Genomic DNA, 25998 nt, shown 5'->3' on the forward strand with positions numbered 1-25998 from the left:
CGGCGCAACAGCGCCGCGTTCACCGCCGTTGTCGTTCTCGCAGGAGTTGTCGTTCTCACGGGCGGTGTCGTCTTCGCAGGACGTGATGCCTGACAGGCAGATTCGACGTCAGAGGCGGCGAACGGCGCGGTCTGTCCGATCGAGCCGGCGAGGCGATTGCGGCGCCATCACCGTCGGGTGCACCACCACACCCGACTCGACCTCGACAAGAGAGCCGTCGAGGCTGCGTCGGACCCGGATGTCGGTGGCCAGCATGCGTTCGCCGGGTCGGAAGGGGTTGGCGACGAAACGCGACGATGTCGACGCCGAGCGTCCCGCGTGCCCTCGCGGGAGGTGGGCGCCGCCGATGTAGAGCTCACCGACGCCACCCGGGGGCAGAGCCTGCAATCTGTCGTCGAGGACGTACATCTCGGTGGTCCACGCGGACATCGCACCGCACCCCTCGGCCAACCGGGTGAGGGTGTGGGTCGGCGAGACCCGCAACCGTGCCGTCCGCTCCGGCGTGACGCCGCAGGGAACGGACTCGCCGTCGGCGCGAAGCGTCGCGCTCATCGTCAACGGCGTGAGCACCGCGGCCACCCAGTCCGCGTCGAGGTCCCGGGGGTGGGGTAGGTCGGTGGCGACGTCGCCGGTCTGCGACGCCGTCCACTGCAGGCGGGCGGCCAGCGACGAATGCGAGATGATCACGGGGGCAGCGGTTCCCGGACCGACCCAACCGACCAGAGCGGTCGAACCGAGACGGGCGGGCCCGTGCAGCTCGGCCGGGCAGATCGGGTCGTCGGAGTGCTCGGCGATCTCGAGGGGATCGAGGGCGATCACGGTCACCCACGGCGGGATGACGTCGAACCCGTTGCGCGCCAACGACGTGTCGTGACCCTGGTGGGCGGCGTCGTGTGCCTGGGTGGCGTATCCGGAGTCGGTGGTGCCGAGGATCTCGGCGACGTCTGCGTTCCGGACGAACTCACCCATCACCGCGTCGGGGTCCAGATCGTCGTCGGTGAGCAGACGGTCGGTGACCACGCAGGCGGGGTCGGCCGCACCGATCAACCCTGACAGCAGTGCCGGAGCGCCGGCGACGGGTAGCGGTAGCACTCCCCCGCCGGCGCGGAACACGCCCAGGGTCGCGATGGTCGCCCACACCGGATCGGCGCACATCACCCCGACCACGACATCGGTGCCGACCCCGTTCGCGACGAGACCACGAGCGACCTGGTTGACGCGACTGTCCAACTCGCCGTAGGTGAGGGGTGCACCGCCCCGGCCGAACTCGATCGCGACCGCGTCGGGGTCGCGCGCCAACGCGAGGTCCACGAGGTCGACGACGGTCGCCGGCACCGTCAATTCGTCGGCGTCGTTCCACAACAGCGGAACAGGTGCCGCGGAGGGCGAGGCGAAAACGGCGACAAGACGATCGAGACCGCGGCGCGGATCGGCGTCCGCGTCGACGAGATCGATGTGGAGGCGATCGCCGCGGGCCTGGTAGACCCGCACCGACGCGCCGTCCACCGGGTGGTCGGTCCGTGTGTCCAGGGCGCCCCTGAGGACGGCGACCTCTCCGCACAGGTCGCCGAACGACACCGGACCGACATCGGAGAGCACCTGCACCCGTGCAGCGAAGCCGGCGTCGACACAGGACGCCGCGATCACGTCGGCGAGATCGACACCGTCGTGCTGGGCGTGCCGGCGCAGCGCCCGCGAGACAGATGCCGACAGGGTCGCGGCCGCGGTGTCGCTCGGGCGATACGAGGCGAAGGCCGATCCGGCGTCGACGTCGCCGGTGGCAGCGTCACCGGCCGGCGATCCCACCGTCCGGGTGGCGGCGTAGGCGGCGGCGATCGCGCGCAGCGGTCCGAGCGGATCGGGGTGGCGGTGGGTCACGATCACGACGGTGCGATCAGCACCCACCGCATCGATGAGGACTGCGTCGATCCCCGACGCGGCGCAGACCGGGGCGTGGACGGAGATCACGTCGTCGAGTGTCTCCCGGTCCACGGAGCCGCGGAGGTCGACGGCGATCGAGGTCGAACGAGACCAAAGGGAGGACTTGTCGACAGAGCCAGCCATGCCCGCCCTCCTCGTCACACGCCGTTCGGTCACCCGTACGTCGCCGCAGAGGAGGAACCCGTTACGTCGTGTGGTTCGGAGAGCGTTGCGCGCCGGATTGGTCGCCGATCAGCGACCGGCCTTGATGGGCCGTGCGGCGACCGCATCCGGCGGTGACCCGCCGGGGCGCGACTATTCCGCGAAGACCTTTTGGAACTTCGCGAGCGACTCGTGGAGGTCGGAGGAGACCAGCTTCGCCGCTGCCTTGCCCGCGGGGCCGATCATCGGGAGACCACCGAGGTCGAGATCGAACTTCACCGTCGACCCGTCACCGGAGGGAGTCACCTTGAGCGACAGCTTGACCTTCACACCGCCCTTGCCGTTGCCCTTCAGGCTGACGACCTTCGGCGGGTCGAAGGTGTCGACGGTCCACTCGAAGCGCACGCGGGTGCCCTTCACGGCGACCACCGACGAGATCTTCGTGCCCTTGGAGAGCTGATCCGCGGTGGGGACGTCGCTGCGCCACCCGTCGTGGATGGTCAGCCACTCGTCGTAGCGGGAGAGATCGGAAACGCATGTCCATGCCGCGTCGGGGCTGAGGGATACGACGACGCTGTCACTCACTGAGGCCATGTCGCACACCATAAACGGTTCGCTGCCATCTGCGGGTGGCGGGATCGCTGGTCGGCGGACAACTGCAGCGCGCGGTCACTCGGTGTCGGCGAGGGCCGCCAACACCGCACGCGTACGGCGGTCGCGTCGCCGGGCGAGCGTCTCGTACACCTCCTGGCCGGAGCCGTAGGTCTCCTCGACGGCTGCCACGAGCCGACGCATCGACTCGGGATCGGTCGCGGGAACACCGGGTTCGATGCCACCGGTCTGCGCACCCACTCCGGCGAGCAGGTGGGCGATGCCGCCCGGGCCGCCACCGAGCACGTTGCCCTCGAACAGCCCGATGGTCGCCCACCGCAGACCCAGCGAGTTCTGCAGGATGGTGTCGAGGTCGGCGGGTGACACCACGCCCTGCTGCACGAGGTACCGCGCCTCACGGGAGATGGCCCCCTGCAGTCGGTTCGCGACGAAGCCGGGGAGCTCTTTCGCGATGACGACCGGTTCGCGTCGCAGTTCCCGGTAGAGAGCGACAGCCCGCTCGGTCGTGTCGGGCGCTGTCCGCGTGCCGGGCAACACCTCCACGAGCGGCATCAGCTCCGGCGGGTTGAACGGGTGCCCGACGAGGAGCCGGGCAGCGACGTCCGCGTCGAGGTCGACGGCGATCTCCGACGCGGTGATCGACGAGCTGGAGGTCGCCAGGATCGCGGTCGCCGGAGCCGCAGCACCGATCTCGGCGAACAGCTCCTGCTTGACCGGCAGACGCTCGGGTCCGTTCTCCTGGACGAGGTCGGCGTCACGGACTGCGTCGGCGAGGCTGTCGGCCGCGCGCACCGACGGGTCGTCACCGAACTCGGCGGCGACGGTCTCGGCGAGATCGGTTCGGGGGTCGGTGATGGCGACGGTCCAGCCGTGCTCACGGGCGAGGCGCGCCCACGACAGGCCGATGACGCCGGCACCCACGATGGCCATGGTCTGGCTGGTGCTGCCGCGGCTCATGACGTCACCCCCACGATCCCGGTGAACGCGCTGCCGTCGACGGTCGCGACGACCCGCTCGGCCGGGCCGCCGTCGCGGATGGGCACGGCGCGCACGCTGCCGTCGAGGGCGGTCACGTAGGCGATACCCGCTTCGGTGTCCACGGCGAGTCCGATCGCCTCGGCGAAGTCCTTCGCGAGGACCGTCGGCTCGACGCCGGTCTCACCGACAGCGGGGACGGGCGCGCTGTTCAGCGTGTTGCCGAACGGGGCCGCGCCGCGGTCGGTCCAGAACAGGGTCGACGACGACGCGTCGAACCACAGGTCGATGGGCTCGGGCAGATCGGACCACAGCGTCTCGATGTCGGTGCGGGTCTCCGCGGTCTCGCCGTCGGGGATGTCGATGCCGGCGCGGAAGATGCGTCCCGCATCGCCTTTCGCCGGGCCCTTCTGTGTCCAGTAGAGGTGGCCACCGGCGACATCGACCGCGACACCGACGCATTGGTCGTGGATGTCGACGAGGCCGGTCTCGGGATCACGTGGTCGGACCACCAGGTCGGTGACCGCACCACCGTCGACGGCCACGCGGCTGATGCGTCCGCCTTCGCGGTCGCCCCAGTAGAGGTGGCCGTCGGCGAGGTCGAGCTGCTTGCCGGTGGTGATCGCACCGTCGGGGAGGACGGTGGTGACCTCGGAGCCGTCGGTCCGCGCCGAGCGCAGGCCACCGTTGTGGGCGGTGAAGTCGGATCCCTCGTCGCCGCGACTCGGACGGCCCATCAGGGTCCACCAGATCCGGTCGGTGGCGGCGTCACGGACGATGCCGTCCGGGGCGGGCCCGGTGTCGGTGACGACGGTGCTCACGGCGCCGTCGAGGTCGACCCGGCGGATGGCACCTCCGACGATGTCGAGGACCAACAGATGGTCGAACATCTCTACCTCCTACGCTGCGTCGGCGTTGTTGAGCAGCGCGCTCGGTGCGCGGAGCACGGTGTCGGCTGCGACAGCCCGACGGCGCGCGGCCTCCAGTCCACCCAGTGTCGCGGTGAGCCCGACGAGGCGAGCGGCGTGGTGGCCGATCTCCGACTCGTAGGTCATGCCGATGCCGCCGTGCAGCTGGACGATCTCCTCGGCGACGCCGATCGCGGCGTCACACACGAAGACGAACGCATCGTCGGCGGTCGACGTGAGGACGTCGACGTCGGCGGTGCCGTTCGCGACGGCTTCGGCGGTGGCCGTGGCGTAGAGGGCCATCGACCGCGCGAGCTCGACCTGGGCGTACAGGTCGGCGGCGCGGTGGACGAGCGCCTGGAACGTCGACAGTGGGACGCCGAACTGCTTGCGGGTCTTCAGGTAGTCCACCGTCATCGACAGGCCGGACTCCATGAGACCGACGGCCTCGCCGGTGATGGCGATCCGCGCCTTCGCGAAGGCGGAACGCAGTGCGCTCGCGGCGTCGGCGGTGCCGTCACCGAGCAGGACGCCAGACGCCTGGGTGAACGTCACCTGGGACGCGTGGGTCCAGTCCGCGGTACGTCCGTCGGCCCGGGTCACGCCGCTGGCGTCGGAATCGACGAGGACGACCTGCGTGCGCCCGTCGGCGTCGACCGCGGTGACGAGCAGGTGCGATGCCTGATCGGCATGCGCGACGGGTGCTTTTACACCGGACACCGTGGCCGTGCCGTCGTCGGCGACGGTGACGGCGGGTGCGGCATCCCAGGCGCGACCGGGCTCGGCGTGGGCGACCGCGATGGTCGTCTCGCCGGCGGCCAGGGCGCCGAGCAGTTCCTTCGCCTGCGTCGGGGTGGCGAGATCGGTGATCACCCAGCCGGGCATCGCGACACCGTCGAGCAGGGGCTCGGTCGCCGCGTGCCGGCCGATGGCCTGCAGGCTCGCGTAGAGCTCCACCGGACCGGCACCGACACCGCCGTGGTCCTCGTCGATGGTGAGCCCGGTCAGCCCGAGTTCGGTGAGGGTGGACCAGGTGCGGGCATTCCACCCGAGGTTCGACGACGTCGCGCTCGCGCGTCCGCCCATGGTGTAGTCGCGGCCGACGGCGGAGTCGACGGTCTCGAACAGGAGTTGCTGGTCGTCGTTGTAGTCGAGGTTCATGATGTTCTCCCTATCCCTCAGAGTCCCCTGAATATCAGAGGTTCAAGATGGTCTTGGCGATGACGCCGCGCTGGATCTCGTTGGAACCGCCGAAGATCGAGAGCTTGCGCAGGTTGAGGTACTGGGCCGCCGAGGCGGTGGCGGCCGGGTCGGCGACGAGGTCGCCGTCGGCGGTCACCATCGCGCCGTCGGAGCCGGCCGCGGTCATCCGCAGTCGTGTCAGCTCCTGCAGTGTCTGGGTCCCCTCCATCTTCAGCAGCGACGACACCGGGCTCGCCTGCCCGTTCTCCGATGCCCCGGTCACCCGCAGCTGCGTCGCCTCGAGGGCGAGCAGACGCGTCTTCAGCGCGTGCATGGATCCACGGAACGCGGGATCGTCGGCGAGAGTGCCGGTCCCGGTGTCGGTCTCGACGGCAGACGCGGCGAGATCGGCGTAGATCCGCTGGGCGGTCCCGACCTGCGCGATGCTGTTGCGCTCGTTGCCGAGCAGGAACTTGGCGTAGGTCCAGCCCTTGTTCTCCTCGCCGACCAGGTTCTCGGCGGGGATGACGACGTCGTCGAAGAAGAACTCGTTGACCTCGGCGCTGCCGTCGAACAGGCGGATCGGCCGGCGCTCGATGCCGGGCGTGGTCAGGTCGAGCAGGAGGAACGAGATGCCCTGCTGCTTGCGGGGTGCGTCGGGATCCGTCCGGGCGAGGACGAACATCCAGTCGCCGTACTGGCCCAGCGTGGTCCACGTCTTCTGGCCGTTGAGCACGTAATGGTCACCGTCGCGCCGGGCGGTGGTCTTGAGCGACGCCAGGTCGGAGCCGGCCTCGGGCTCGGAGAAGCCCTGCGACCACCAGATGTCGAGGTTCGCCGTCGCCGGGAGGAACTTCTCCTTCTGCTCCTGCGTACCGAACTCGGCGATGATCGGACCGACCATGGAGACGTTGAACGCCAACGGTTGCGGCACCGCGGCACGCTGGAGTTCCGAGCCGTAGATGTGGGTCTGCGTCGCGGTCCAGTCCTTGCCGCCCCACTCGGCGGGCCAGTGCGGCACCGCGAGTCCGTGGCGGTTGAGGACGCGCTGGCTGGTGACGATGTCGTCGTGGGTGGTCTGGTTCAGCGCGCTGCGGCGACGGATGTCGGCGGGGATCTCGCCGAGGAACACCTCGCGCAGGCTGTCGCGGAACTCGATGTCGGCGCTCGAGAGTTCGAGGTCCATGGTTCTCTCCCTTGCTTGTTCGGGCGGAGTCGTCGTGTGGGGGCTGTGGGTCAGGCGTGCGCGCGGACGCTGCTCAGCACCTCGTCGGTGCTGGCGCCGGCGCGTTCGGCGTGACGGCGGTAGCTCGTCGGGGTCGCCGAAAAGTGCAGCGGGTTGGCGATCACGCGGATGGTGCCCTCCGTGGGGTGCTCGACCTCGGTGATGAGGTCCATCTCCCGCACGTACGGGTCGTTCGGCAGGTCCGCGATGTCGACGACGACGCCGTAGGGCATGTCGTTGGCGGTGAGGTACGCCTCCCACTCCGCGGTGGTCTTGTTCGTCGAGTGCGCCAACACCTTTTCGATCCCCGCGGTGAAGACGGGCCGGTCGATGGTGGGCGACTGCCAGGCCGGGTCGGCTGCGTCGTCGTCGAGTCCGGCTCCGATGAGCAGCTTGCGGACAGCCTCGTTCGTGTAGGGCACCGCGGCGATCGCGCCACCGTCCTTGGTGCGCATCGCGGCGTGGGCGCCGGTGAGGCTGAGCGGGTTGCCCACATCGCCTGCGGCAGGGACGAACACGTCGCCGGCCATGTGCTCGACGAGGTTCACCGCGATCATCGCGTCGGCCATGGCGAGCGCGACGTGCTGGCCTTCGCCGGTGCGCTGCTGGTGGAAGAGTGCGGCGAGGATTCCGTTGAGCAGGTACAGCGCGGCGGTCTTGTCGGCGATGAACGTAGGCATGAACTGCAGGGAGTCGCCCGCGCGGTCCTGCAGGCTGACCAGACCGGACACGGCCTGGATGACCTCGTCGTAGGCGGGGCGGTTGCCCTGCGACGACTGCGGCGCGAAACCCTGCGCGTGGGCGTAGATCAGGTGGGGGAAGCGCTCGTGGACGGCGTCGTAGTCGAGGCCGAGGCGAGCCAGCGCGCCGGCACGCATGTTCGTGACGAGCACATCGGCATCGGCGAGGATCGCGAACAGGTCGGCGAGGCCCTCGGGGTCCTTGAGGTTGAGGGCGACGCTGCGCTTGTTGCGGTTCACCTGCAGGTAGAGAGGCGCCATGCCGGGATTGCGACCGGTGTTGGCCGGGGAGGTCCGCGCGGTGTCGAAGGGCGGCTCGATGCGGATGACGTCGGCGCCGAAGTCGCCGAGGATCTGCGTCGCGTACGGGCCCATCACCACGGTCGAGATGTCGACCACGGTGACGCCGGCGAGGGGGCCGGAGGTCGGTTCTGCGTTCATGTCTGTGGTGGTCATGTCTTCGACGGTAGGTCGTTGCCCGAGGTAAGAGAATTACCGTCTGGCTCAGATCGGTATGTCCACAGCGATAACACCGGTCTAGGCTCGTGTCCCGTGGAGATGCATCACCTGCGGTACTTCCTCGCCGTCGCGCGCGAGCTGAACTTCACACGGGCGGCGCAATCGTTGAACATGTCGGTGCCACCGCTGAGCCAGCGGATCCGCACCCTCGAACACGAACTCGGCACGCCACTGTTCGAGCGCTCCACCCACCACACCAGGCTCACCGCGGCGGGCGAGGCGCTGGTGCCGCTGGCGTCGTCGGTCGTCGCCGATTTCGACGCCATCCCCGGACTCGTCGGCCCCGAGACCGGCCGCCTGGAGGTGCGTCTGGCGATTCCCGACGTGCTCAACCCGGCGCATCGTCGCTCGCTGAGCGCATCGATCCGCGATCTCGATGCGACGTTCTCGTTCTCCATCCGACAGATGCCGTCGCTGCAGATGGAATCGGCACTGCTGAGCAACTCGATCGACCTCGCCATCGCACACGTCGGCACCACCGACGAGCGTCTCACCACCCTCGTGCTCTACAGCGAGCCGCTGGGTGCCGTCGTCGATGGGTCGCGGTTCCCCGGGCGGACGTCACTGACGCTGAGCGACCTGCGCGGCATGCGCTACATCCGCGGGCCCCGGCACTGGGATCTGGGGCAGGGTCGCGCCGATCGACTCGCCGCGGCCGGCGCCGTCGTCGACGCCGACACGGTCTTCAGCGACACCAGCGGCCTGATGATGTTCCTGCGCAGCACATCCGGTTTCACGATCGTCCCGATCGAATCCGAGGCCGTGGCATCCCTCGACCCCGAGGACTACGCCGTGCTCCCGATCGACGACCTCGACGACGCGCTCACCACCTACCTGCTGCGTCGCATCGCCGACACGCGTCTGGCACCGGTCGTCCGCGCCCTCGGCCGCGCCGACGCCCGCCCCCGCTAGTCGCCCCCGCCACCCCCGCCAGCTGGGCCGTCGTTCACGCCAGTTGGGCCGTCGTTCGCGCCAGTTGGGCCGTCGTCTCGCGACGACTCCCACAAGGGCCCAACGCATGGAAACAACGGCCCAACTGGCGAAGTGGGGCGAGCGCAGCGGCGGTCAGCGGGGGCAGGTGTTCGGGGCGGGATCGCCGGCGAAGCGGTCACCGATCCAGTCGATCGCACTCGGCGTGAGTCCGGTGTTGGTGTGTCCCTTGCCCGCCGCGACGGTCCGCTCGATGGTGTCGCCCATCGCGCACGCCCTCGCCACGGCACCGGCGGTCCAGCTCGGGGTGATGATCTGATCGGAGTCGCCGTAACCGACGAACAGCGGTGCAGCAGATCGCCGCTGAGGCAGAGCGTCGGCGGCCAGCATCGAATGGAGTTGCCGCAGAGCTGATGCCGATCGGATCGCGGCGTCGCCGGGTTTCACCCCGGTCAGTGCCGAGTACTTCGAGAACGCGCTGCCCGACCCACACGACGTCAGCGCCTGCGCACCCGCAGCGAGACCGCCGCGCATGTACTCGTCGACCGGCAGATCGGGGAACACCGCGCGCAGACCGTCCACGATCAGCGGGATGAACGCGATCTGGATCTGGGTGAATGTCGGTGCCGTGTAGGGCGCGACGTCGTAGCCGTCGGCGATCGGGGACACATCGGCCGCGGGTGCGAGCGCTGCAGCACCGACGAACTGCAGTCCCGATCCGTAGTCGGTGGCGGCGGCCTCACCAGCGGCCCAGGCCGCCTGTCCCCCTTGGGATGCACCCATCGACGCCCACCGCGTCCCGGCCTGCGGCACGACCGAGCGCGCGGCCCGCACCATGTCGATCATGTTGCGGGCGACGGTGTCGGTGTCGAGGTAAGGGTGCGGCACGCTCGTGACCCGGGCGTCGGCGGACGCACCCGGCCCACTGAGGCCCTGGTAGTCCGATGCCGCGACCACGTAGCCGCGGTTCACCAGCGAGGCGATGGTGGAGGCGCCGCCGAGCAGGTCGGGATACCCGGACGGGCCGCAGTTCGAGGCGGTGCCGGTGGTCCCGTGGCCGTAGGCGACGATCGGCCATCCGCCCGGTGGCGGCGAGCCCGACGGGACGGCGACGACCCCGGACACCTGCGTGCCGAACGTTCCGTCGGGATCACCCGGGGCGTAGCCGGCGCTGGACCGATAGACCACGCGGGTGACCGAGACGTCGGCGAGGGGGCCGCCCGGATCGACGGTCATCGCCGAGCGTGCCACGACCGCGCCACGGTCGGCCGTGTCGGGGGCGGGCGGAAGTGCCGAGATGACCGTCGCAGGGGCGCTCGGCCGTGACGACGGTCGGACGCCCGGGTTCTCCTCGGCCGCGCAGCCCGCGACGCCGACCGCGACCACGGCGGCAAGGGACACGACGACGGGCAGCCGGCGAGTGATCGCCGACTGCCCGCGTCGCAGAGTATGGATGACCGTTACCCGGATCGATCGCCTACTTGGGCTGATCGCCCAGCTTCTTCGCGGCATCCTTGGCGACGTCACGACCCTTGGCGACCTGGCTCGTGTACTTGCCCTTGGTCGCCTTGTCGATCGCGTCGGCACCCTTGTCGATGTACTGGGAGTTCTTGCTCACCAGTGATTTGGCCTTGTTGGTCAGCTGCTTGAAGTCCATGTGTGTGTCCTCTCGTCGGTGCGCCGCGTCCGCGGTGCGGCGCTGATGCCACTCCAACGATCAGCATCGATGTCCGGTTCCCGAACCGAGGACCCAGCCGCTTCCCGGGGCGCTCAGCTCTGGGCGATGCCGTGCCACCAGTCGGGGTGGTCGATGCCGGCGCCGGTGCGGGTGACGACGTCGATGCGGGTTCCCGGTGCCGGTGTCGCGGTGACCGCCGACGCCTTCTCGGCCGCGGCGAGCATCCGGCGCACGGGGTCGTCCCAGGTGTGCAGGCCGAGGTTGAAGGTCGCCCAGTGGATCGGCACCATCAGCGAGTCGGCGAGGGAATCGCCGGCGAGCATCGTGTGCAGTGCGACGCCCTCCTCGGGGTCGACGTGGATGTCGGGCCACATGCGGTCGTAGGCGCCGATGGGGACCAGCGTGAGCTCGTAGGGTCCGCCGGCGTCGCGGTAGGCCTCGGTGTAGCCGGTGTCGCCGGTGAAGAACGCCGAGTGCTGCCGACCGCGGACGCCCCAGCTGCCCCACTGGGTGAGGTTGCGGACCACGCCGCGACCCGAGAAATGCCGGGCGGGAACGCAATCGAAGGTGAGGTCGCCGTGGGTGACGCGTTGCCCCCAGTCGGCCTCGGAGATGCGGTCGGGGGCAACACCCCAGTACTCGAGGTGCGCACCGACACCGATCGGGGCCACGAAGTGCACATCCGGTTGCTCGCGCGCGATGGTCACCACGGTGGCCATGTCGAGGTGGTCGTAGTGGTCGTGGCTGATCAGCACCACGTCGAGCGCGGGCAGTTGCGACGCGGTGCACGGCGCGCGGTGCATGCGGGCGGGGCCGATGGACTGCGACGGGGAGCAGCGCTTCGACAGCACCGGGTCGGTGAGCACGCGGCGGCCGTCGATCTCGACGAGCGCGGTGGCGTGACCGAGCCAGGTGACGGCGAGAGCGGCGGCGGTGTCGACGAACCCGGGTGCGGTGAAGAGGGGGTCGTACACCGGCACCGTCGATCCCGGGTCACCTCGGCGGCGTGCCCGGATCATGTCGACGGCACCGGTGCGGTCGACATCGACGGCGATCGACGGTTCGCGGTTGGCGAAGAACCCGTCGCGCTGGTTCGGCGAGGCGCTGATGTGCGGGGCGATGGCCTCGGGCGACGCCCCGAAGGCCCGACCGGTCGCCGAACCGGTGGCGGCGAGACCGGTGGTGAAGGCCCCGACGGCCCCGACGCTCGCGGTGGCGGCAAGTTTGCGGATCACGACGACAACCGTACCGGCGATGACAGCGACAGACGCGACCCTGGCTAATCGGGAAGCAAGTCAGGTGGTAGACAGTTGTCTAGTGATAGAGCTAGTCAGACCACTGGCCGGCGACACATCGAGTGGAGGAACACACCATGGCCGCTACCCCACGCACCGACGCCGTCATCGTCGGCGCCGTTCGCACCCCCATCGGCAAGGGGAAGGCCTCGGGCGCACTGCACGGCGTCCACCCGGTCGACCTGCTCGCCCACAGCCTGCGCGCGCTGATCGACCGCACCGGCATCGATCCGGCACTGGTCGACGACGTCATCACCGGCACCGTCACCCAGGCCGACGAGCAGGGCCAGAACATCGCCCGCAACGCGGTACTCGCGGCCGGTTTCCCCGAGTCGGTGCCGGCAACCACCATCAACCGGCAGTGCGGGTCCAGCCAGCAGGCGGTGTCGTTCGCCGCGCAGGGCGTGATGTCCGGCGCGTACGACGTGGTGATCGCCGCGGGCGTCGAATCCATGGGCCGGGTGCCGATGATGTCCGACATCCGCGCCGGGGCGAACCCGTTCGGCGAGGCGTTGGCGCAGCGCTACCCCGACGGCTTCATCCCCCAGGGATACAGCGCCGAACTCATCGCCGCGCGATGGGATCTCAGCCGCACCCAGCTCGACGAGTTCGCACTCTCCTCCCACGAGAAGGCGGCAGCCGCGACCAAGGCCGGACTCTTCGACACCGAACTAGCGCCGATCGCCGGACTCGACCACGACGAGATGATCCGCCCCGGCGGCTCGATCGAGGGTCTGGCGCAGTTGCGTCCGGCGTTCTACGACGAGGCGATGGGACGCCGCTTCCCCGACATCGACTGGCGCATCACCGCCGCCAACTCGAGCCCGCTCTCCGACGGCAGCGCAGCACTCCTGATCATGTCGGCGGAGAAGGCACAGCAACTCGGTCTGACGCCGCTGGCGCGCGTGCACACGACCACCGTGGTGGGTTCGGATCCCATCCTCATGCTGACCGGCATCATCCCGGCCACGCACAAGGTGCTCGAGAAGGCCGGTCTCACCATCGGCGACATCGACCTGTTCGAGGTGAACGAGGCCTTCAGCCCGGTGGTGCTCGCCTGGGCCCACGACACCGGCGCCGATCTCGCGAAGACGAACGTCAACGGTGGCGCCATCGCGCTGGGACATCCGTTGGGCGCCAGCGGCGCCCGGCTGATGACCACGATGGTCAACGCCCTGCATCAGACCGGCGGCCGATACGGCCTGCAGACCATGTGCGAGGCGGGCGGTCAAGCCAACGCCACCATCATCGAGAGGCTGTGATGGCCCGAGGGGCCGGGCGGGTCTAGGCGCCCAGCGCCGTCTCGATGGGGGTGTCGCCGCCGGTGAACTCGATCATGCGGCCGATGGTCGACGGCGTGCGCAGGACGACGGCGATCACCTCGGCGACGTCGGCGCGCGCGACCTCGGTCCCCGCCTCGGCACCGTCCTCCTTCGTGCGGATGGTGCCGGTGGCCTCACCGTCGGCGAGCGAACTCGGCGCGACGATCGTCCAGTCGAGGTCGCTCGCCCGCAGGTACTGATCGGCGTCGCCTTTGGCCTCGGCGTACGCGTAGAACGAATCATCGGGCGAGACACCGTGATCGACCGATGCACCGAAGTACGACACCAGCGCGAAACGCTTGATGGAGGTGGCCGAGGCGGCGTCGACGCAGCGGATCGCGGCCTCGCGGTCCACGGCGTAGGTGCGGTCGGGGTTGCCGCCACCGGCGCCGGCGGCGAAGACGATCGCGTCGTGCCCCTCGAAGGCCTCGATGATCTCCTCGGTGGAGGCGTTCTCGATGTCGATGATCGCCGGCGCGGCGCCGGCGCCGGTGATGTCGTCGGACTGTTCGGGCTTGCGGATGAGCGAACTCACCTGGTGACCGTCGTCGGTCAGCAGGCGCGCCAGGATGAGTGCGATCTTGCCGTGGCCTCCCACGATGGCGATCCGTGACATGTCGGCTCCCGTTCTGCGCCCTGTGGCGGTGTCTCTGGTTCGATTCGAGCCCTCGGTCGGGCGGCTCTCGCCGCGCGCCGGACGCTCTCCCCGGCGGCCTGCATCACCGGATCACCCACGCTAGCAACCGTGCGACGACGGTCCCTCGAGGCCAGCCCATCGTGCGTGCAGATGCACCGATCGACCCCTCCGGCGGCACACCCGGCCCGCGCGTGATCATTCGCCGCCGATGAGTCATCATTGCTTCGATTCGAGTGGCAGTGTCGTCGCTCGACGAGATGGCGGGGAGCGTCATGCGCACGGACTCAACACTCGGTTCGATCCGGTCGGGTGCACCCGTCCGGTCGGCCATCACCGTCGTCGTGGCGATCGCCGCGCTGCTCGGCTTCGGTGTCGTCGCGCCCGCCTCGGCGGCCACGCCGGTCCGCTACGTCGCGCTCGGTGACTCGCGCGCGATCGGTGCGGGCATCGTCGAGTCGTTCGATCCCCAGGGCTGCGGTCGCGGAGGCGGCGGCTACCCCGAGCGTGTCGCCCGCGCGTTGCGCCCGGCGTCGTTCACCACCGTCGCGTGCCGCGGTGCGGTGACCGCCGAGATCACCGACCGTCGCCAGACCACACCGCTGCCGATCGTGCGCAGCGTGCCCGTCCAGGCGGCGGCCCTGCGCCCCGACACCACCCTCGTGACGCTCTCCATCGGCGGCAACGACATCAACTGGGGCTCGCTGATCGGGCCGTGCTTCACCTTCACGCCCGGCAAGGATGCGCGCTGCCGCACCAACGCGACCGTCGCGACGAACATCACCGAGAAGCTCGCCGCGCTGAGCGGATCGATGGATCGCGTGCTGAACGTGGTCGACGCGAAGTCGCCGCGGGCCCGGGTCCTCGTCGTCGGTCACGGCGGCTACTACGGACTGCGCGGCTGTTACCCCGACGCCCCGTTCAGCTCCGCCGACGCACTGTTCGTGCGTGACTTCTTCACCCGCTTCAACGGCGTGCTCTCGGCCGCCGCGCGTCGCCACGGCGCGGTGTTCGTCGACGTCGCCGGCCCCGCGGTCGGACACGACGCATGCACGCCCGACGGCGTGCGGTGGTTCAACGGCAAGATCCCGCGCGGCGACGGCCTGTCCGATCACCCCACGCAGGAGGGCAACGCCGCGATCGCGCGTCTCGTGCTGGCGGCTGTCCGCCGGTCCTGACCTGACCCTCGCGTCACACCGGGACGCGTGTGAGCGCGGCCGAGTGATCGAGTCGGTCGAGCGCACGGACGGCCACGATCGTGGCGGTCGAGAGTTCCTGCGCGTCACGCGACAGCACCTGCGCGACCGGGCTGGCGTCGGCGAGGCCGTCGTCGTACTCCCCCTGCTCGCCGCGGACCACCGACCGCAGCGACATCACCGACGCGCGGACACCGTCGGCGCCGTCGACCACCGCACGCGCGAGGTCGCCGGTGGGTCCGCTGGCCGGGTCGGCCGCCGCCGCGAGCATGCCGGCACGCACCAGTGCATGCGCCGCGCGGTCGCAGGCCTCGAGCACCCGCACCAGTCGTGCGGTCCCGCGGCGGGCACGGCTCGCCGGTCCCATCCCGAGAGGCCGTGCGGCGGTCTGTAGTTCCTGCAGAGCGGTGTCGAGCCGACGCGCCACCGGTACGAGGTCGACACCGCTGCCAGGCTCGACGACCGAGGTGATCGAGTCGTCGATGACGTCGCCGAGCGCATCGAGGTAGGCGTCGACCTTCTCGCGCACCGTCTCCCTCGTGCGGGTGGGCAGGATGAAGTAGGCCGCGGCGATACCGACCGTGGCGCCCACGCACGTCTCGGCGATGCGCAGCTCGAGCACGGCGATCGAGAACGTGCCGAGCAGTCCGTAGAGCATCGCCAGCAGCACGGTGACGAAGAAGACCAGAAGCCCGTTGGCCACCGTCACCAGGTAGAACGCGCAGAACACGCACACCACGATCAGGGCCAGCTGTATCGGCGCGCGGTTGCCGACCACCGCGGCGAGGAGCACACCGGCGAAGACGCCGCCGACGGTGCCGACGATGCGATGACCTGCGCGGGTGAGGATCTCGCCGCGAGTGGTGGTGCCGGTGAACACCACGAACGCCGACAGCACCGCCCAGTACCACCGGTTCGGCGACACCAGTTCGCCGAGCACCGTGGCGACCGAGGTCGCGATCGCCACCTGGATCGCGGTGCGGGTGCTCGGCTCGAGTCGATCGAACCGTGCGCGCAGGCCGCGGTGCTCGGGTGTCACGGGACCCTCGGGGGCCTCGACCGGAGGCGTGGTGGCGTTGCGGGTGGGCGGGATCGCAGCGGACTCGTGGGCCTCGGCGGTGGCCAACGCATGGGCGGTCACGCGGTGAACGGCGATGTGCGCACGCACCGTTCGCGCTGCGGCGCGGATCACGATCGAGTGTTGGTCGCTGTCGGTGGCCGCGGCCTCGGCGCGGGTGACGATGCGGCGCGCGACCGTGAGGTCCTCGGTGGTGGGGTGGTTGCGCAGCACCGACCGCACCGCGAGCAGCACCTGGGCGACCGCGGGGTGCTCGGCGAGCACCGAGCGCGCCGTCCCCGCCCTCGGACGCATCGCGAACGCCAACTGTTCGGTGGCCTGCTGGGCGTCGAAGATGCGGCGCGACAAATCTTTCCCGGTCACCGACACGTGCGCCGAGGCGACGTTGCGATCGAGCCAGTCCTCGATCATCAGCGCGGTGTTGGCCAGACGTTCCAGCGCGTGGCGCACGGCGTTACTCGACGCGGACTCCTCGTGCCGCCCGACCGGGGCGGCGCCGGGGGCGATCGTCGGCGCGATGAGATCGACCACCACGAGCGACGATGCCCGCAGCGCGCGGGTCAGTCGGGTGAGTTCAGCACCGGCCCACTCGTGTTGGAACGCGAAACGGACGGTGAGCGCACACGCGACACCGACGAGCACCGACCCGATGAGCTCGGGGATCTGGCCGGGGGTCGCCCGCAGGAACAGCGCGAAGAAGTAGGCGATGAACGAGCCCATGCCGAGGGCGAACCCGCGCGGCCCGAAGCGGCGAACCCACACCGCCCCGAACAACACCGCCACGAAGCCGATGTCGGCGAGCACGCCGTACTGGGCGAGGAACGTCGAGACCGTGACCGCTGTGGCGGCGGGCAGGGCGATCAGCGCCGTGGTGAGCAGGCGACCGCGGGCGGTGCGGTCCTTCACCACGAACGAGGAGAACATCGCCACCACCGAACCGAGCATGGCGACGGTGATGGCCTCGCCCAGGACGCGGGTCATGGCGACGAGCACGCTGAGCGCGAGCACCAGTGTGAGCGTGGTCTGGCTGGCACTGCGCAACCGCAATTGCCCCGGATCGGACACCACCAGGAACCGCAGTGCGCGATCGATCGCCGGCCGCACCGAGTTCCGCATGATGGCTACAGACTACGGCCCCCTCGCGGGCGCCGGTGTCGCTGCGGCGGGGCGGGTGCGACAGGAACGGTCAGGAACCGAACGGGACCCCGCCGATCGAGATGGCGCGGGTGAAGGTGAGTCGGTCGAACTCGCGGCCGTATTCGTCGATGGCCGAGATGTCCATGCGGCTCTTGGTGATACCCGGGATGCCCGGGACCACGTCGATGCTGATGAACGAGTAGTTCCGGAAACGGACCCGCGACCACTCGACGCTCTCGGCCTGCTTCTTGCCGTCGGCGGTCCACACGTAGCTGTTCGGGACGGTGTTGTCCTTCACCACGTTGCCGCGGTAGCTCTCCGACTCACCGGGCTGGAACCCGTAACGGGGCCGTCCGCCGCCACCGACGGTGTAGTACACGGTGCCGTCGGTCTTGGCCGAGACCGTGGATCCGTCGGGAGCGGGCTTGCGCGCCTGGTTGTTCCGGATCGGATCGGTGCGCTCGAAGATGTGGTTGTGGGCCTGGAACACGGCGTCGACCTGGTACTGGTCGAACAGCTTGCTCCACGCCGCCCGCACACCGCCGTCGCTGGCGTGGCTGTCGGTGGTCGAGTACGCGCAGTGGTGGAAGAAGCAGACGATGAAGTCGATGTTCGGATCGGCGCGGAACTTCGCGAGGGTGCTCGCGACCCAGCCGGTCTGTCGGCCGCCGCTGTAACCGGTGTTGGCGGTGATCTCGTAGGAGACGTCGTTGGCGTCGAGGGAGAGCACCGCGACGTTGCCGTAGACCACCGAGTACACCGACGGGCAACCCGCCGGTCCGTTCGTCGGCTGGTCGAGGCGCGCGGCGTGGCCGCCGTAACCCTGCGGGCCGTAGAGGGCCTCCATGTCGTGGTTGCCGGTGGCGAACATCCACGGGGTGCGCGACGCGGTCTTCTCGATGGCCGCGAAGTAGCCGTCCCACACATACGGGTTGAACTTGTCGAAGCCGGTGGGCGCACTGCCGCTGGGTACGAAGTTCGGCGGCTTGCCCGCACCCGACGGGTCGGCGTAGGCGATGTCGCCGGCGAGGATGTGGAACGCGCCGTTGCGGGCGGCGATCTGGTTGACGATGTTGGCCGCGTGCTTCACGTTCGGCTGGTTGTCGGGCTTGTAGTAGAGGTCGTCGTAGTCGCCGGCCTTGAGACCCGGCGGCTGCGTGGGGGTCTCGTCGACACCCTGGTCGCCCATCATGGTGAAACGGAACGGCGCGCTGCGTCCGCGGCCCAGAGCCGGTGCCGCGCTGCGCACGTCGGTGGTGCGGCCGTCGGCGGTACGCCACCGGTAGAAGTGCGGGACACGCGAGGGCAGACCGTCGACCGGGGCGTGCACGTAGAACTGTTCGGCACCGAGGATTCCGCCGCTGCTGATCGGGACCTGGCTCACGAGGTTGCGGACCTCGGCGACCGTCGTCGCACCCAGCGCGGGGGTGGGACCGTGATCGAGGAACACCTTGGTGGCGCCCGGGTTCCGCGACAGCTGCGCGGAGAACCGGAGCTGGCTCGCGGCGTCGGAGCCGAACGAGACGTGGCGTCCGCCGACGGCGAGCGGCGCGTCGGCGGCATAGGCGATGCCCGAGAACGCGAGGTTCCCGACACCGGCGGCCGCCGCGGCCGCGGCACTGCCGGCGAGGAAGTTACGGCGCGAGACCGAGTGCCGCTTCAGGTTGTTCTGGTGCCACTCGTACTGTTCGGCGGTCGTCATCGTGGCCGCCGCGGACATCGGCACCCCCGTGTCGACGGTCTCCCCCGCCGGATTGACCCTCGATGTGCCACTGCTGAACGGATTCACGACCATGCATGTAGATCACGGCACCCGCCGGGCACGCCCGTTATCGGTAGGTGTCCGGTCGGTGAACGAGGGACGAACGCTCCTGCGGATACGGGCATCCCGCCCACACCCCTCGTCGAGTGGGCGGCTGCATCGTGGGGTGGCTCAGGCCTTCTTCGGCGGCAGGGGGATGAAGTAGCTGGTGCGCTGCTGGTATTCGCGGTACCCCGGGCGCTGCTCCATGTGGCGTTCGAGCAGTCGGGCGCCGGTGGCGAACACCAGGAAGTAGGTCATCGCGATCGGCGACAGGAACGTGACCACGGTCGGCCAGAACGTCATACAGACGAGGAAGGTCCCCCACCAGACGCAGGCATCGCCGAAGTAGTTGGGGTGGCGGGTGTAGCGCCACAGCCCCTTGTCCATCACGGTGCCCTTGGTGGACGGATCGGCCTTGAACCGATCCATCTGCAGGTCGCCGACGGTCTCGAAGGTGACGCCGAGAAGCCAGACCAGCACACCGATGACGGCGAGGTACCAGAGGGTGCCGTGCGCGACCGAGGACACCTGCAGCGGCAGCGAGACGAACCACAGCGCCGGGCCCTGCGTCGCATAGATCTTCGTGATCGCCGTCAGCGTGCGGTTGCCGCCGGCGTCGTCGAGGAGCTTCTCGTACCGCGGGTCCTCGCCCTTGCCGCGCGAGCGTCGGAACATCGACGTCGCCAGCCGCAGGCCCCACAGGCCGATGAGCACCAGCACCAGCAGTCGGCGCCACAGGTCTCCGTTTCCGAGGATCGCGGTGATCACCGCGATCACCACGAAGCCCAGCCCCCACGTCACGTCGACGACGTTGTGGCGACCGATGGAGAACCCGATCACCGCGGTGATCGCCAGCAGGATGATCACACCGGCCAGGCTCGCGCCGGTGACGATGCCGAACTGGCTCCAGTCGAAGGTCATCGGACCAGCTTGTCAGAAGTTCCGGACGGGCGGCATCGACGAGCGACCACGGGCGTCCGGGCGAACCGACAGGATCTGATCGACACCCATGCGACCGTCGCGGAAGGCCATGCCACCGCCGACGAGGTAGAGCCGCCACACGCGCGCGGTCTCCTCACCCACCATGGCGACCACGTCGTCCCACCGCTTCTCGAAGGTGTCGTACCAGACGTCGACGGTGCGGACATAGTGCTCGCGCATCGCGTGCACGTCACGGACCTCGAGACCGGACTCCTCGATCATCGCGACGGTCTCACCGACCGGGCGCATGAACATGTCGGGGGCGATGAACTGCTCGATGAACGGGCCGCCGCCGGGGTTGTCGCCCTTCTTGCGTGACATCTGCTGGATGAGCACCCGACCGCCGTCGATCACGTTGTCGTGCAACGCCTTCGTGTAGGTCGGGTAGTTCTCCTGCCCGACGTGTTCGCCCATCTCGATCGAGGCGACGGCGTCGAACGGGCCGTCGGGGATCTCGCGGTAGTCCTGGATGCGGATCTCGACGCGGTCACCCAGACCGCGTTCGGCGATGCGGTCGTCGATGAACGCCTTCTGCTCCGTCGAGATCGTCACACCGACGACCTGCGCGCCGTATTCGGCGGCGGCGAAGAGGCTCAGCGATCCCCAGCCACAGCCGACGTCGAGGAAACGCATGCCCGGACGCGCGTCGAGACCGATCTTGCGACAGACCATGTCGAGCTTGTCGCGCTGCGCCTGCTCCAGGGTGTAATCCGGTGCGTCGGAGGTGAAGTAGGCGCTGGAGTACGCCATGTTGGGGTCGAGGACCATCGAGTAGAAGTCGTTCGACAGGTCGTAGTGGTGGCTGATGGCGGCGCGGTCACGGGCGAGGGTGTGGAGCTTGCCCTTCACCACGGCCTGGCTGGCCGGGGCGGGGAGCGGCCGACCGAGGACGCCGAGCTTCGACACCGCGCGGACGAGCTGCGCGACGCGGGTCGGGGTGATCGCGATCCGCGACAGGTTGCGTTCGCCGATCACGCGCCACACGTGGGTCAGTGCCTCGTTGAGGTCGCCGTCGACGTCGATCTCGCCGGTGACGTAGGCCTGCGCGGCGCCGAGTTCGCCGGGGCTCCACAGCAGTCGCCGCAGCGCCTGCGGGCTGCGCAGGATCACCTTCGGCGCGTCGGCGGGGCCGGCCGTGCTGCCGTCCCACGCCGTCAGATGGACCGGCAGCTCGCCGCCCACGTACGGCGCGAGGAGCTCGGCGACGGTGCCGGCGGCCCCCGATGTGGTGCGACCGCGCAGGGTCGGGGTGGTCGTCATCGTCGGTTCTCCTGTCGAGAGCGGTCGTCGTCGTGCGCGGATGCGATGCGGGCGTACGCGGCGCCGACGGCGGCGACCGTCCGGCGGGTCCACACCCACGATCGCATCAGCATGAAGTGTCCTGCCGGGCCCATCGACACCCACCTCGCGTCGACGCCTCGACCGGCCGCGCGCATCGTCGCCCTCAGGGACAGTCGCGGGCTGGTCCATCGGTCGAGTCGACCGTGCAGGACCTGCAGATGTTGGCCGGTCGAGAGGGTGTCGGTCTCGGTGCCGTCGGGCCACCACGGGGCGAGCGCGACGATGGAGTCGACGGACGCGTCGTCGGCCACGGCGGCGGCGGTGCGGCCGCCCATGGAGTGTCCGAGCAGGATCACGCGGGTGTCGCCGAAGCGGGTGCGGATCTCCTCGAGCGCCCAGCGCGCGTCGGCGACCGGGGATCGGTCGGCACCGTTCCAGCCACGCATCCGGTACTGCAGCGTCACCACCGCGGCATCGGGCATCTTCTTCGCGATGGCGCGGGCGAACGGTCGCAGGCGGGCCGCCGACAGCTGGCTGGTCTCGGCGGGTGCGGTGCTGGCGACCTTGCCGCCGTGCAGCACCAACACGACCGCCGTCGGTGCGGGCGGGGTCTGTGTCCAGTGCAGCGCAGGCCGCACCGCCCCCGGGGTGTCAGAACTCATACCGGTGATTCGACGCCGACGTCGACGCGGATCTGTCCCGACGCAGTGGCGACCGCCACCGACGCCCCGACCGTGCCGAAAAGTCCCGCCGACCGTGCCATAAACACCCGCCGACTGTGCCGAAATACGACGCCGACCGTGCCATAAACACCCGCCGACCGTGCCGAAGAACGACACCGACCGTGCCGATACGCAACGGGCCCGGACAGTCGCACAGTCGACGGCCGTTTTTGGCACGCTCGACGGCCGTTTTTGGCACGCTCGACGGCCGGTTTCGGCACGCTCGACGGCCGGTTTAGGCACGCTCGACGGCCGGTTTTGGCACGCTCGGCGGTCAGGTCTGGGGGCGGACGAAGGGAAAGGTGAGGGTCGGGCGGATGGGTACACCGCACAGCATCATCACCAGACGGTCGACGCCCAGACCGAGACCGCCGGTCGGGGGCATGGCGTAGCCGAGCGCGTGGAGGAAGTCCTCGTCGAGGGCCATGGCCTCCGGGTCGCCGCCGGCCGCGGCCATCGACTGCCGGGTGAGCCGCTCACGCTGATCGACCGGATCGGTCAGCTCGGAGTACGCGGTGCCCAGTTCGGCGCCGAACCCGACGAGATCCCACTGCTCGGTCAGTCGCGGATCCGACCGGTGCTTGCGCGCCAGCGGTGACACCTCGATGGGGAAGTCGCAGTAGAACGTCGGGAACCGCGTCTGCTTCTCGACGAGCGCCTCATAGAGCTCCATCACCATCTTCCCGGCGGGCATGTCGCCGGTGGTCTCCACACCGTGCTGCGCGCACACCGCGGCGACCTCGGCGGCCGTGCTCGCCGACGACAACGACGTACCGCACGCCCGCGACACCGCCTCGTGCACCGTCACGATCGGCCACGTGCCGTCGAGTCGCACCTTCTCGACGTCCCCGGACTCGCTGCGCTGCAGGGCGACCGGCTCTCCGTTGACCGCGACGGCCATCGCGAGGATCAGCTCGCGGGTCAGTTCGCGCATCGAGTTGTAGTCGCCGTACGCCTGGTACGCCTCCAGCGAGGTGAACTCCGGGTTGTGGGTCGCGTCAGCGCCCTCGTTGCGGAAGTTCCGGTTGAGCTCGAAGATCGCGCCCATCCCGCTCACGCACAACCTCTTGAGGTAGAGCTCGGGGGCGATGCGCAGGAACAGCTTCTGGTCGTAGGCGTTGATGTGGGTCTTGAACGGGCGCGCCGAGGCACCGCCGTGCACCGTCTGCAGCATCGGCGTCTCGACCTCGAGGAACGCGTGCGCGTGCAACGTGTCGCGGAGAGCACGAACGCCATGAGATCGCTTCTGCAGCAACTCGACCGCCGACGGGTTGGTCAGCAGATCGAGCGGCCGGTCACGCACGCGGACGTCGTCGGACAGTTCCGCGGTCAGCTGCGGCATCGGGTTGAGGCACTTGCCGGCCATGGTCCACCGCGACATCGCGACCGAGAGTTCGCCGGTGCGCGACGCGATCACCTCACCGGTCACCGCGATCAGGTCTCCGGTGTCGACGCTGCGTCGGAAACGGTCGTGTTCACCGGTCGTCGCGATGTCGGCGTCGGAGACGATCTGGATGCGGGCGCGGTCGTCCTCGAGCACGGCGAACTCGACGCCGCCGAGGTCGCGGATCGCGCGGACGCGGCCGGCGATCGACACGGTCTCGCCGGTTCGCGCTCCGGCTGCGAGACCGGTGTGGGCAGAACAGATCTCGGCGACCCGGTGGGTGCGCTCCACCGACACCGGATACGCCTCGTGGCCCGACGCGCGGATGGTCGCGAGTTTGTCGAGCCGGGTGCGCTGCTGATCGTTGAGCTTCGGCGCCGGGGCGCGCGCCACCAGAAGGTCGCGTTCGAGTTCGGCAACGGCACGCACGAACGCGGGATCGTCGCGGACGGGCTGCTCGTCGGGGGTCTTGGTGCCCACCAGGAATTTCGGTCCCATGTGCGGGAGGAAACCCTCGGCGACACCGACGGCGACCGCGGCCCGCATCACCGTCAACGACGGGTGGTAGCAGAGCATCCGGGGGACCCACTGCGGGTGGTACTTCTGGTTCGATCGGTACAGCGACTCGAGTTGATAGAACTTCGAGGCGAAGCTCAGCACCGCGTCGCTGACACGGGTGACCGGGCCCGCGCCCTCGCGTTCGGCACCGGAGAACACCGACCGGAACACCGCGAAGTTCAACGACACCCGGCGGATCCCGAGGTCGCCGGCCGCCTCGATGAGCCGGGCCACGAGGAACTCGTTGATGCCGTTCTCGGCGGCGCGGTCGCGACGCATCAGGTCCAACGACACCCCGCGCAGGCCCCACGGCACGAACGACAGGAATCCGCGGATGGTGCCGTCGGCGTCGTGCGCGGCGACGAGCAGGCAGCGACCGTCCACCGGGTCGCCGACGCGGTTGAGCGCCATCGAGAAACCGCGCTCGGTCTCCTCGCCGCGCCAGGCCTCGGCGAGTCGCTGCACCTCGGCGAGCTCGTCGGGCGACAACTCGCTGTGGCGACGCATCGAGATGGTGTAGCCGGCCGCGGTGACGCGGTTGACGGCCTGTCGCACCGGCTTCATCGACGTCCCGCGGAGGGTGAAGTCGTCGACGTCGATGATCGCCTCGTCGCCGATCGACAACGACTTGAGGCCGGCGGCGCGATACACCTTCGACCCGGCCTCACTGGCGGCGAGCACCGCGGCGTGCAGGCTGTGGGTCCGGCAGTTCTCCAGCCACGCCTGCACCGCGCCGGGCCACGATTCGACGGCACCTATCGGGTCGGCACTCGCGACGCTGACGCTGCCGACGGCGCGGAAGGTGACCGCGGCCTTGCCGTCGGCGGAGAACACGACCGACTTGTCGCGGCGGGTCGCGAAGTAGCCCAGCGAGTCGTCCTCGCCGTGGCAGAGCAGCAACTGCCGCACGCGCAGTTCCTCGTCGGCGTCGACGAACTCGTTGTCGCGATTGGCCCGGTAGAGGGTGACCATCGCCAGCACGAGCGCGATCGCCGACATCGAGCCGGCGAGGACGTAGATCAGGTGGTGGCCCTCGTGACCCTCGAGCAGCGGGGTGTCGAGTCGGGCCCGGTCACCGAGGGTCGAGCGGAAACTCCACAGTGCGACCTCGTCGAGTCCGCGCAGCGACCGAGGGAAGACCGAGGTGAGCGCGAAGGTGATCACGAACGAGGTGAGCAACCCGCCGAACAGGACACCGAGGGCCACCCGCACCGACCGCCGCGCGAGTTCCGCGGTGTACGCGCGTCGCGACCACGCGACGACGATCAGCGTCACGGCGCCGACCGCGAGCACCGACCAGGCGATGACGCGCGCGACGTGGATGCCGTGGTCGGCGCGGAACGACACCTGATCGGAATAGAAGGTGAGCAGCACGGCGACGTTCGCGTCGTCGATCACCGCGAGGATCATCACCGCGACGAGCGCGGTGTGCGCGGCCTTGAACCGGCGCCGCACCGCCCCGGCGAGGGCGAGGACCAACAGCACCACGAACAGGCTGGGGTCGGCAGGGACGTTGAACGCGCTGACGAGGTCGGTCGCCCAGTCGAACACGCGGACGTGGCGGAACGGGATCGCCAGCAGCGACACGATCGCGGCGAGGGTCAGCAGCCGCCCCGACCACTGCGCGATGCGCTCGGCGGCCACCGTCCGGGCCGACGCGGCTCTCTCGGAACCACCTCTACCGGTCCCCCGGCGCCGCGGTGTGGACGTTCCCGACGGGCTCGAAGGGTCTGTCTCCGGGCGCTCGACGGAAGG

19 protein-coding genes and 1 pseudogene are annotated in these 25998 nt (G+C 69.7%); 3 read left to right on the forward strand and 17 right to left on the reverse strand.

The window, feature by feature from the left end:
* Nucleotides 1–108: 108 nt before the first annotated feature.
* The 7 genes from ACLBW1_RS08245 to ACLBW1_RS08275 all read right to left on the reverse strand — a co-directional run bounded on the left by ACLBW1_RS08245 (nt 109) and on the right by ACLBW1_RS08275 (nt 8180).
* Complete coding sequence (locus tag ACLBW1_RS08245) at nt 109–1968, reverse strand: AMP-binding protein (RefSeq protein ID WP_447811350.1); 1860 nt, start codon at nt 1966–1968, stop codon at nt 109–111.
* A gap of 267 nt (nt 1969–2235) precedes the next feature.
* Nucleotides 2236–2676, reverse strand: coding sequence for a type II toxin-antitoxin system Rv0910 family toxin (locus ACLBW1_RS08250; RefSeq protein ID WP_447811351.1), 441 nt, complete (start codon nt 2674–2676; stop codon nt 2236–2238).
* A gap of 75 nt (nt 2677–2751) precedes the next feature.
* Nucleotides 2752–3651: a 3-hydroxyacyl-CoA dehydrogenase NAD-binding domain-containing protein gene (locus ACLBW1_RS08255; RefSeq protein ID WP_447811352.1), complete on the reverse strand. Its 900-nt coding sequence runs from the start codon at nt 3649–3651 to the stop codon at nt 2752–2754.
* Entirely contained in the window at nt 3648–4559 is a 912-nt protein-coding gene (locus ACLBW1_RS08260; protein WP_447811353.1) for a hypothetical protein, read from the reverse strand. The genes ACLBW1_RS08255 and ACLBW1_RS08260 overlap by 4 nt, the downstream gene beginning before the upstream one ends.
* A gap of 9 nt (nt 4560–4568) precedes the next feature.
* Entirely contained in the window at nt 4569–5738 is a 1170-nt protein-coding gene (locus ACLBW1_RS08265; RefSeq protein WP_447811354.1) for an acyl-CoA dehydrogenase family protein, read from the reverse strand.
* Between the two features lie 34 nt (nt 5739–5772).
* On the reverse strand, nt 5773–6945 hold the full coding sequence (locus tag ACLBW1_RS08270; RefSeq protein WP_447811355.1) for an acyl-CoA dehydrogenase family protein: 1173 nt from the start codon (nt 6943–6945) through the stop codon (nt 5773–5775).
* 50 nt (nt 6946–6995) lie between these two features.
* Nucleotides 6996–8180: a CaiB/BaiF CoA transferase family protein gene (locus tag ACLBW1_RS08275; protein WP_447811356.1), complete on the reverse strand. Its 1185-nt coding sequence runs from the start codon at nt 8178–8180 to the stop codon at nt 6996–6998.
* Nucleotides 8181–8282: 102 nt separating this feature from the next.
* Between ACLBW1_RS08275 and ACLBW1_RS08280 the strand changes: the two genes are divergently transcribed.
* The gene (locus ACLBW1_RS08280) at nt 8283–9155 is read left to right on the forward strand and encodes a LysR family transcriptional regulator (RefSeq protein WP_447812136.1); all 873 of its coding nucleotides are present in this window, start codon (nt 8283–8285) and stop codon (nt 9153–9155) included.
* A gap of 153 nt (nt 9156–9308) precedes the next feature.
* On the opposite strand, the gene ACLBW1_RS08285 is transcribed toward ACLBW1_RS08280, so the two are convergent.
* The 3 genes from ACLBW1_RS08285 to ACLBW1_RS08295 all read right to left on the reverse strand — a co-directional run bounded on the left by ACLBW1_RS08285 (nt 9309) and on the right by ACLBW1_RS08295 (nt 12086).
* Entirely contained in the window at nt 9309–10574 is a 1266-nt protein-coding gene (locus ACLBW1_RS08285) for a lipase family protein (protein ID WP_447811357.1), read from the reverse strand.
* A gap of 76 nt (nt 10575–10650) precedes the next feature.
* A complete protein-coding gene (locus tag ACLBW1_RS08290; RefSeq protein WP_447811358.1) occupies nt 10651–10830 on the reverse strand; it encodes an antitoxin in 180 nt (59 codons plus the stop codon).
* Between the two features lie 113 nt (nt 10831–10943).
* Nucleotides 10944–12086 (reverse strand): MBL fold metallo-hydrolase, encoded by a 1143-nt coding sequence (locus tag ACLBW1_RS08295; protein WP_447811359.1) that lies wholly within the window; start codon nt 12084–12086, stop codon nt 10944–10946.
* Nucleotides 12087–12223: 137 nt separating this feature from the next.
* Between ACLBW1_RS08295 and ACLBW1_RS08300 the strand changes: the two genes are divergently transcribed.
* Nucleotides 12224–13408, forward strand: a complete 1185-nt coding sequence (locus ACLBW1_RS08300) for a thiolase family protein (RefSeq protein ID WP_447811360.1) — start codon at nt 12224–12226, stop codon at nt 13406–13408.
* A 22-nt stretch (nt 13409–13430) separates the two neighbouring features.
* Here ACLBW1_RS08300 and ACLBW1_RS08305 read toward each other — a convergent pair whose 3' ends face one another.
* Nucleotides 13431–14084 (reverse strand): SDR family oxidoreductase, encoded by a 654-nt coding sequence (locus ACLBW1_RS08305; RefSeq protein WP_447811361.1) that lies wholly within the window; start codon nt 14082–14084, stop codon nt 13431–13433.
* 293 nt (nt 14085–14377) lie between these two features.
* Here ACLBW1_RS08305 and ACLBW1_RS08310 point away from each other — a divergent pair, with 293 nt between their 5' ends.
* On the forward strand, nt 14378–15280 hold the full coding sequence (locus ACLBW1_RS08310) for an SGNH/GDSL hydrolase family protein (protein WP_447811362.1): 903 nt from the start codon (nt 14378–14380) through the stop codon (nt 15278–15280).
* Nucleotides 15281–15293: 13 nt separating this feature from the next.
* Here the strand turns inward: ACLBW1_RS08310 and ACLBW1_RS08315 are convergent, their stop codons facing one another.
* The 6 genes and pseudogenes from ACLBW1_RS08315 to lysX all read right to left on the reverse strand — a co-directional run.
* Nucleotides 15294–17492, reverse strand: a complete 2199-nt coding sequence (locus tag ACLBW1_RS08315; protein WP_447811363.1) for an FUSC family protein — start codon at nt 17490–17492, stop codon at nt 15294–15296.
* Nucleotides 17493–17562: 70 nt separating this feature from the next.
* Nucleotides 17563–19308, reverse strand: a complete 1746-nt coding sequence (locus ACLBW1_RS08320) for a metallophosphoesterase (protein WP_447811365.1) — start codon at nt 19306–19308, stop codon at nt 17563–17565.
* Between the two features lie 138 nt (nt 19309–19446).
* Nucleotides 19447–20238 (reverse strand): DUF1295 domain-containing protein, encoded by a 792-nt coding sequence (locus ACLBW1_RS08325; RefSeq protein WP_447811366.1) that lies wholly within the window; start codon nt 20236–20238, stop codon nt 19447–19449.
* Nucleotides 20239–20250: 12 nt separating this feature from the next.
* Nucleotides 20251–21558, reverse strand: coding sequence for a class I SAM-dependent methyltransferase (locus ACLBW1_RS08330; protein WP_447811367.1), 1308 nt, complete (start codon nt 21556–21558; stop codon nt 20251–20253).
* Nucleotides 21555–22241: an alpha/beta fold hydrolase gene (locus ACLBW1_RS08335; RefSeq protein ID WP_447811368.1), complete on the reverse strand. Its 687-nt coding sequence runs from the start codon at nt 22239–22241 to the stop codon at nt 21555–21557. Before ACLBW1_RS08335 ends, ACLBW1_RS08330 begins: the two co-directional genes overlap by 4 nt.
* Nucleotides 22242–22575: 334 nt before the next feature.
* Nucleotides 22576–25896: pseudogene (gene lysX, locus ACLBW1_RS08340) on the reverse strand (bifunctional lysylphosphatidylglycerol synthetase/lysine--tRNA ligase LysX); the annotation flags it as partial.
* Nucleotides 25897–25998: the final 102 nt, after the last annotated feature.

Source organism: Williamsia sp. M5A3_1d (assembly GCF_053345315.1).

Coding starts and splice junctions, on each gene's coding strand:
- ACLBW1_RS08250 (WP_447811351.1), bottom strand. CDS start 2,676: ATGGCCTCAGTGAGTGACAGCGTCGTCGTATCCCTCAGCCCCGACGCG.
- ACLBW1_RS08255 (WP_447811352.1), bottom strand. CDS start 3,651: ATGAGCCGCGGCAGCACCAGCCAGACCATGGCCATCGTGGGTGCCGGC.
- ACLBW1_RS08260 (WP_447811353.1), bottom strand. CDS start 4,559: ATGTTCGACCATCTGTTGGTCCTCGACATCGTCGGAGGTGCCATCCGC.
- ACLBW1_RS08265 (WP_447811354.1), bottom strand. CDS start 5,738: ATGAACCTCGACTACAACGACGACCAGCAACTCCTGTTCGAGACCGTC.
- ACLBW1_RS08270 (WP_447811355.1), bottom strand. CDS start 6,945: ATGGACCTCGAACTCTCGAGCGCCGACATCGAGTTCCGCGACAGCCTG.
- ACLBW1_RS08275 (WP_447811356.1), bottom strand. CDS start 8,180: ATGACCACCACAGACATGAACGCAGAACCGACCTCCGGCCCCCTCGCC.
- ACLBW1_RS08280 (WP_447812136.1), top strand. CDS start 8,283: ATGCATCACCTGCGGTACTTCCTCGCCGTCGCGCGCGAGCTGAACTTC.
- ACLBW1_RS08290 (WP_447811358.1), bottom strand. CDS start 10,830: ATGGACTTCAAGCAGCTGACCAACAAGGCCAAATCACTGGTGAGCAAG.
- ACLBW1_RS08300 (WP_447811360.1), top strand. CDS start 12,224: ATGGCCGCTACCCCACGCACCGACGCCGTCATCGTCGGCGCCGTTCGC.
- ACLBW1_RS08305 (WP_447811361.1), bottom strand. CDS start 14,084: ATGTCACGGATCGCCATCGTGGGAGGCCACGGCAAGATCGCACTCATC.
- ACLBW1_RS08310 (WP_447811362.1), top strand. CDS start 14,378: ATGCGCACGGACTCAACACTCGGTTCGATCCGGTCGGGTGCACCCGTC.
- ACLBW1_RS08315 (WP_447811363.1), bottom strand. CDS start 17,492: ATGCGGAACTCGGTGCGGCCGGCGATCGATCGCGCACTGCGGTTCCTG.
- ACLBW1_RS08320 (WP_447811365.1), bottom strand. CDS start 19,308: ATGGTCGTGAATCCGTTCAGCAGTGGCACATCGAGGGTCAATCCGGCG.
- ACLBW1_RS08325 (WP_447811366.1), bottom strand. CDS start 20,238: ATGACCTTCGACTGGAGCCAGTTCGGCATCGTCACCGGCGCGAGCCTG.
- ACLBW1_RS08330 (WP_447811367.1), bottom strand. CDS start 21,558: ATGACGACCACCCCGACCCTGCGCGGTCGCACCACATCGGGGGCCGCC.
- ACLBW1_RS08335 (WP_447811368.1), bottom strand. CDS start 22,241: ATGAGTTCTGACACCCCGGGGGCGGTGCGGCCTGCGCTGCACTGGACA.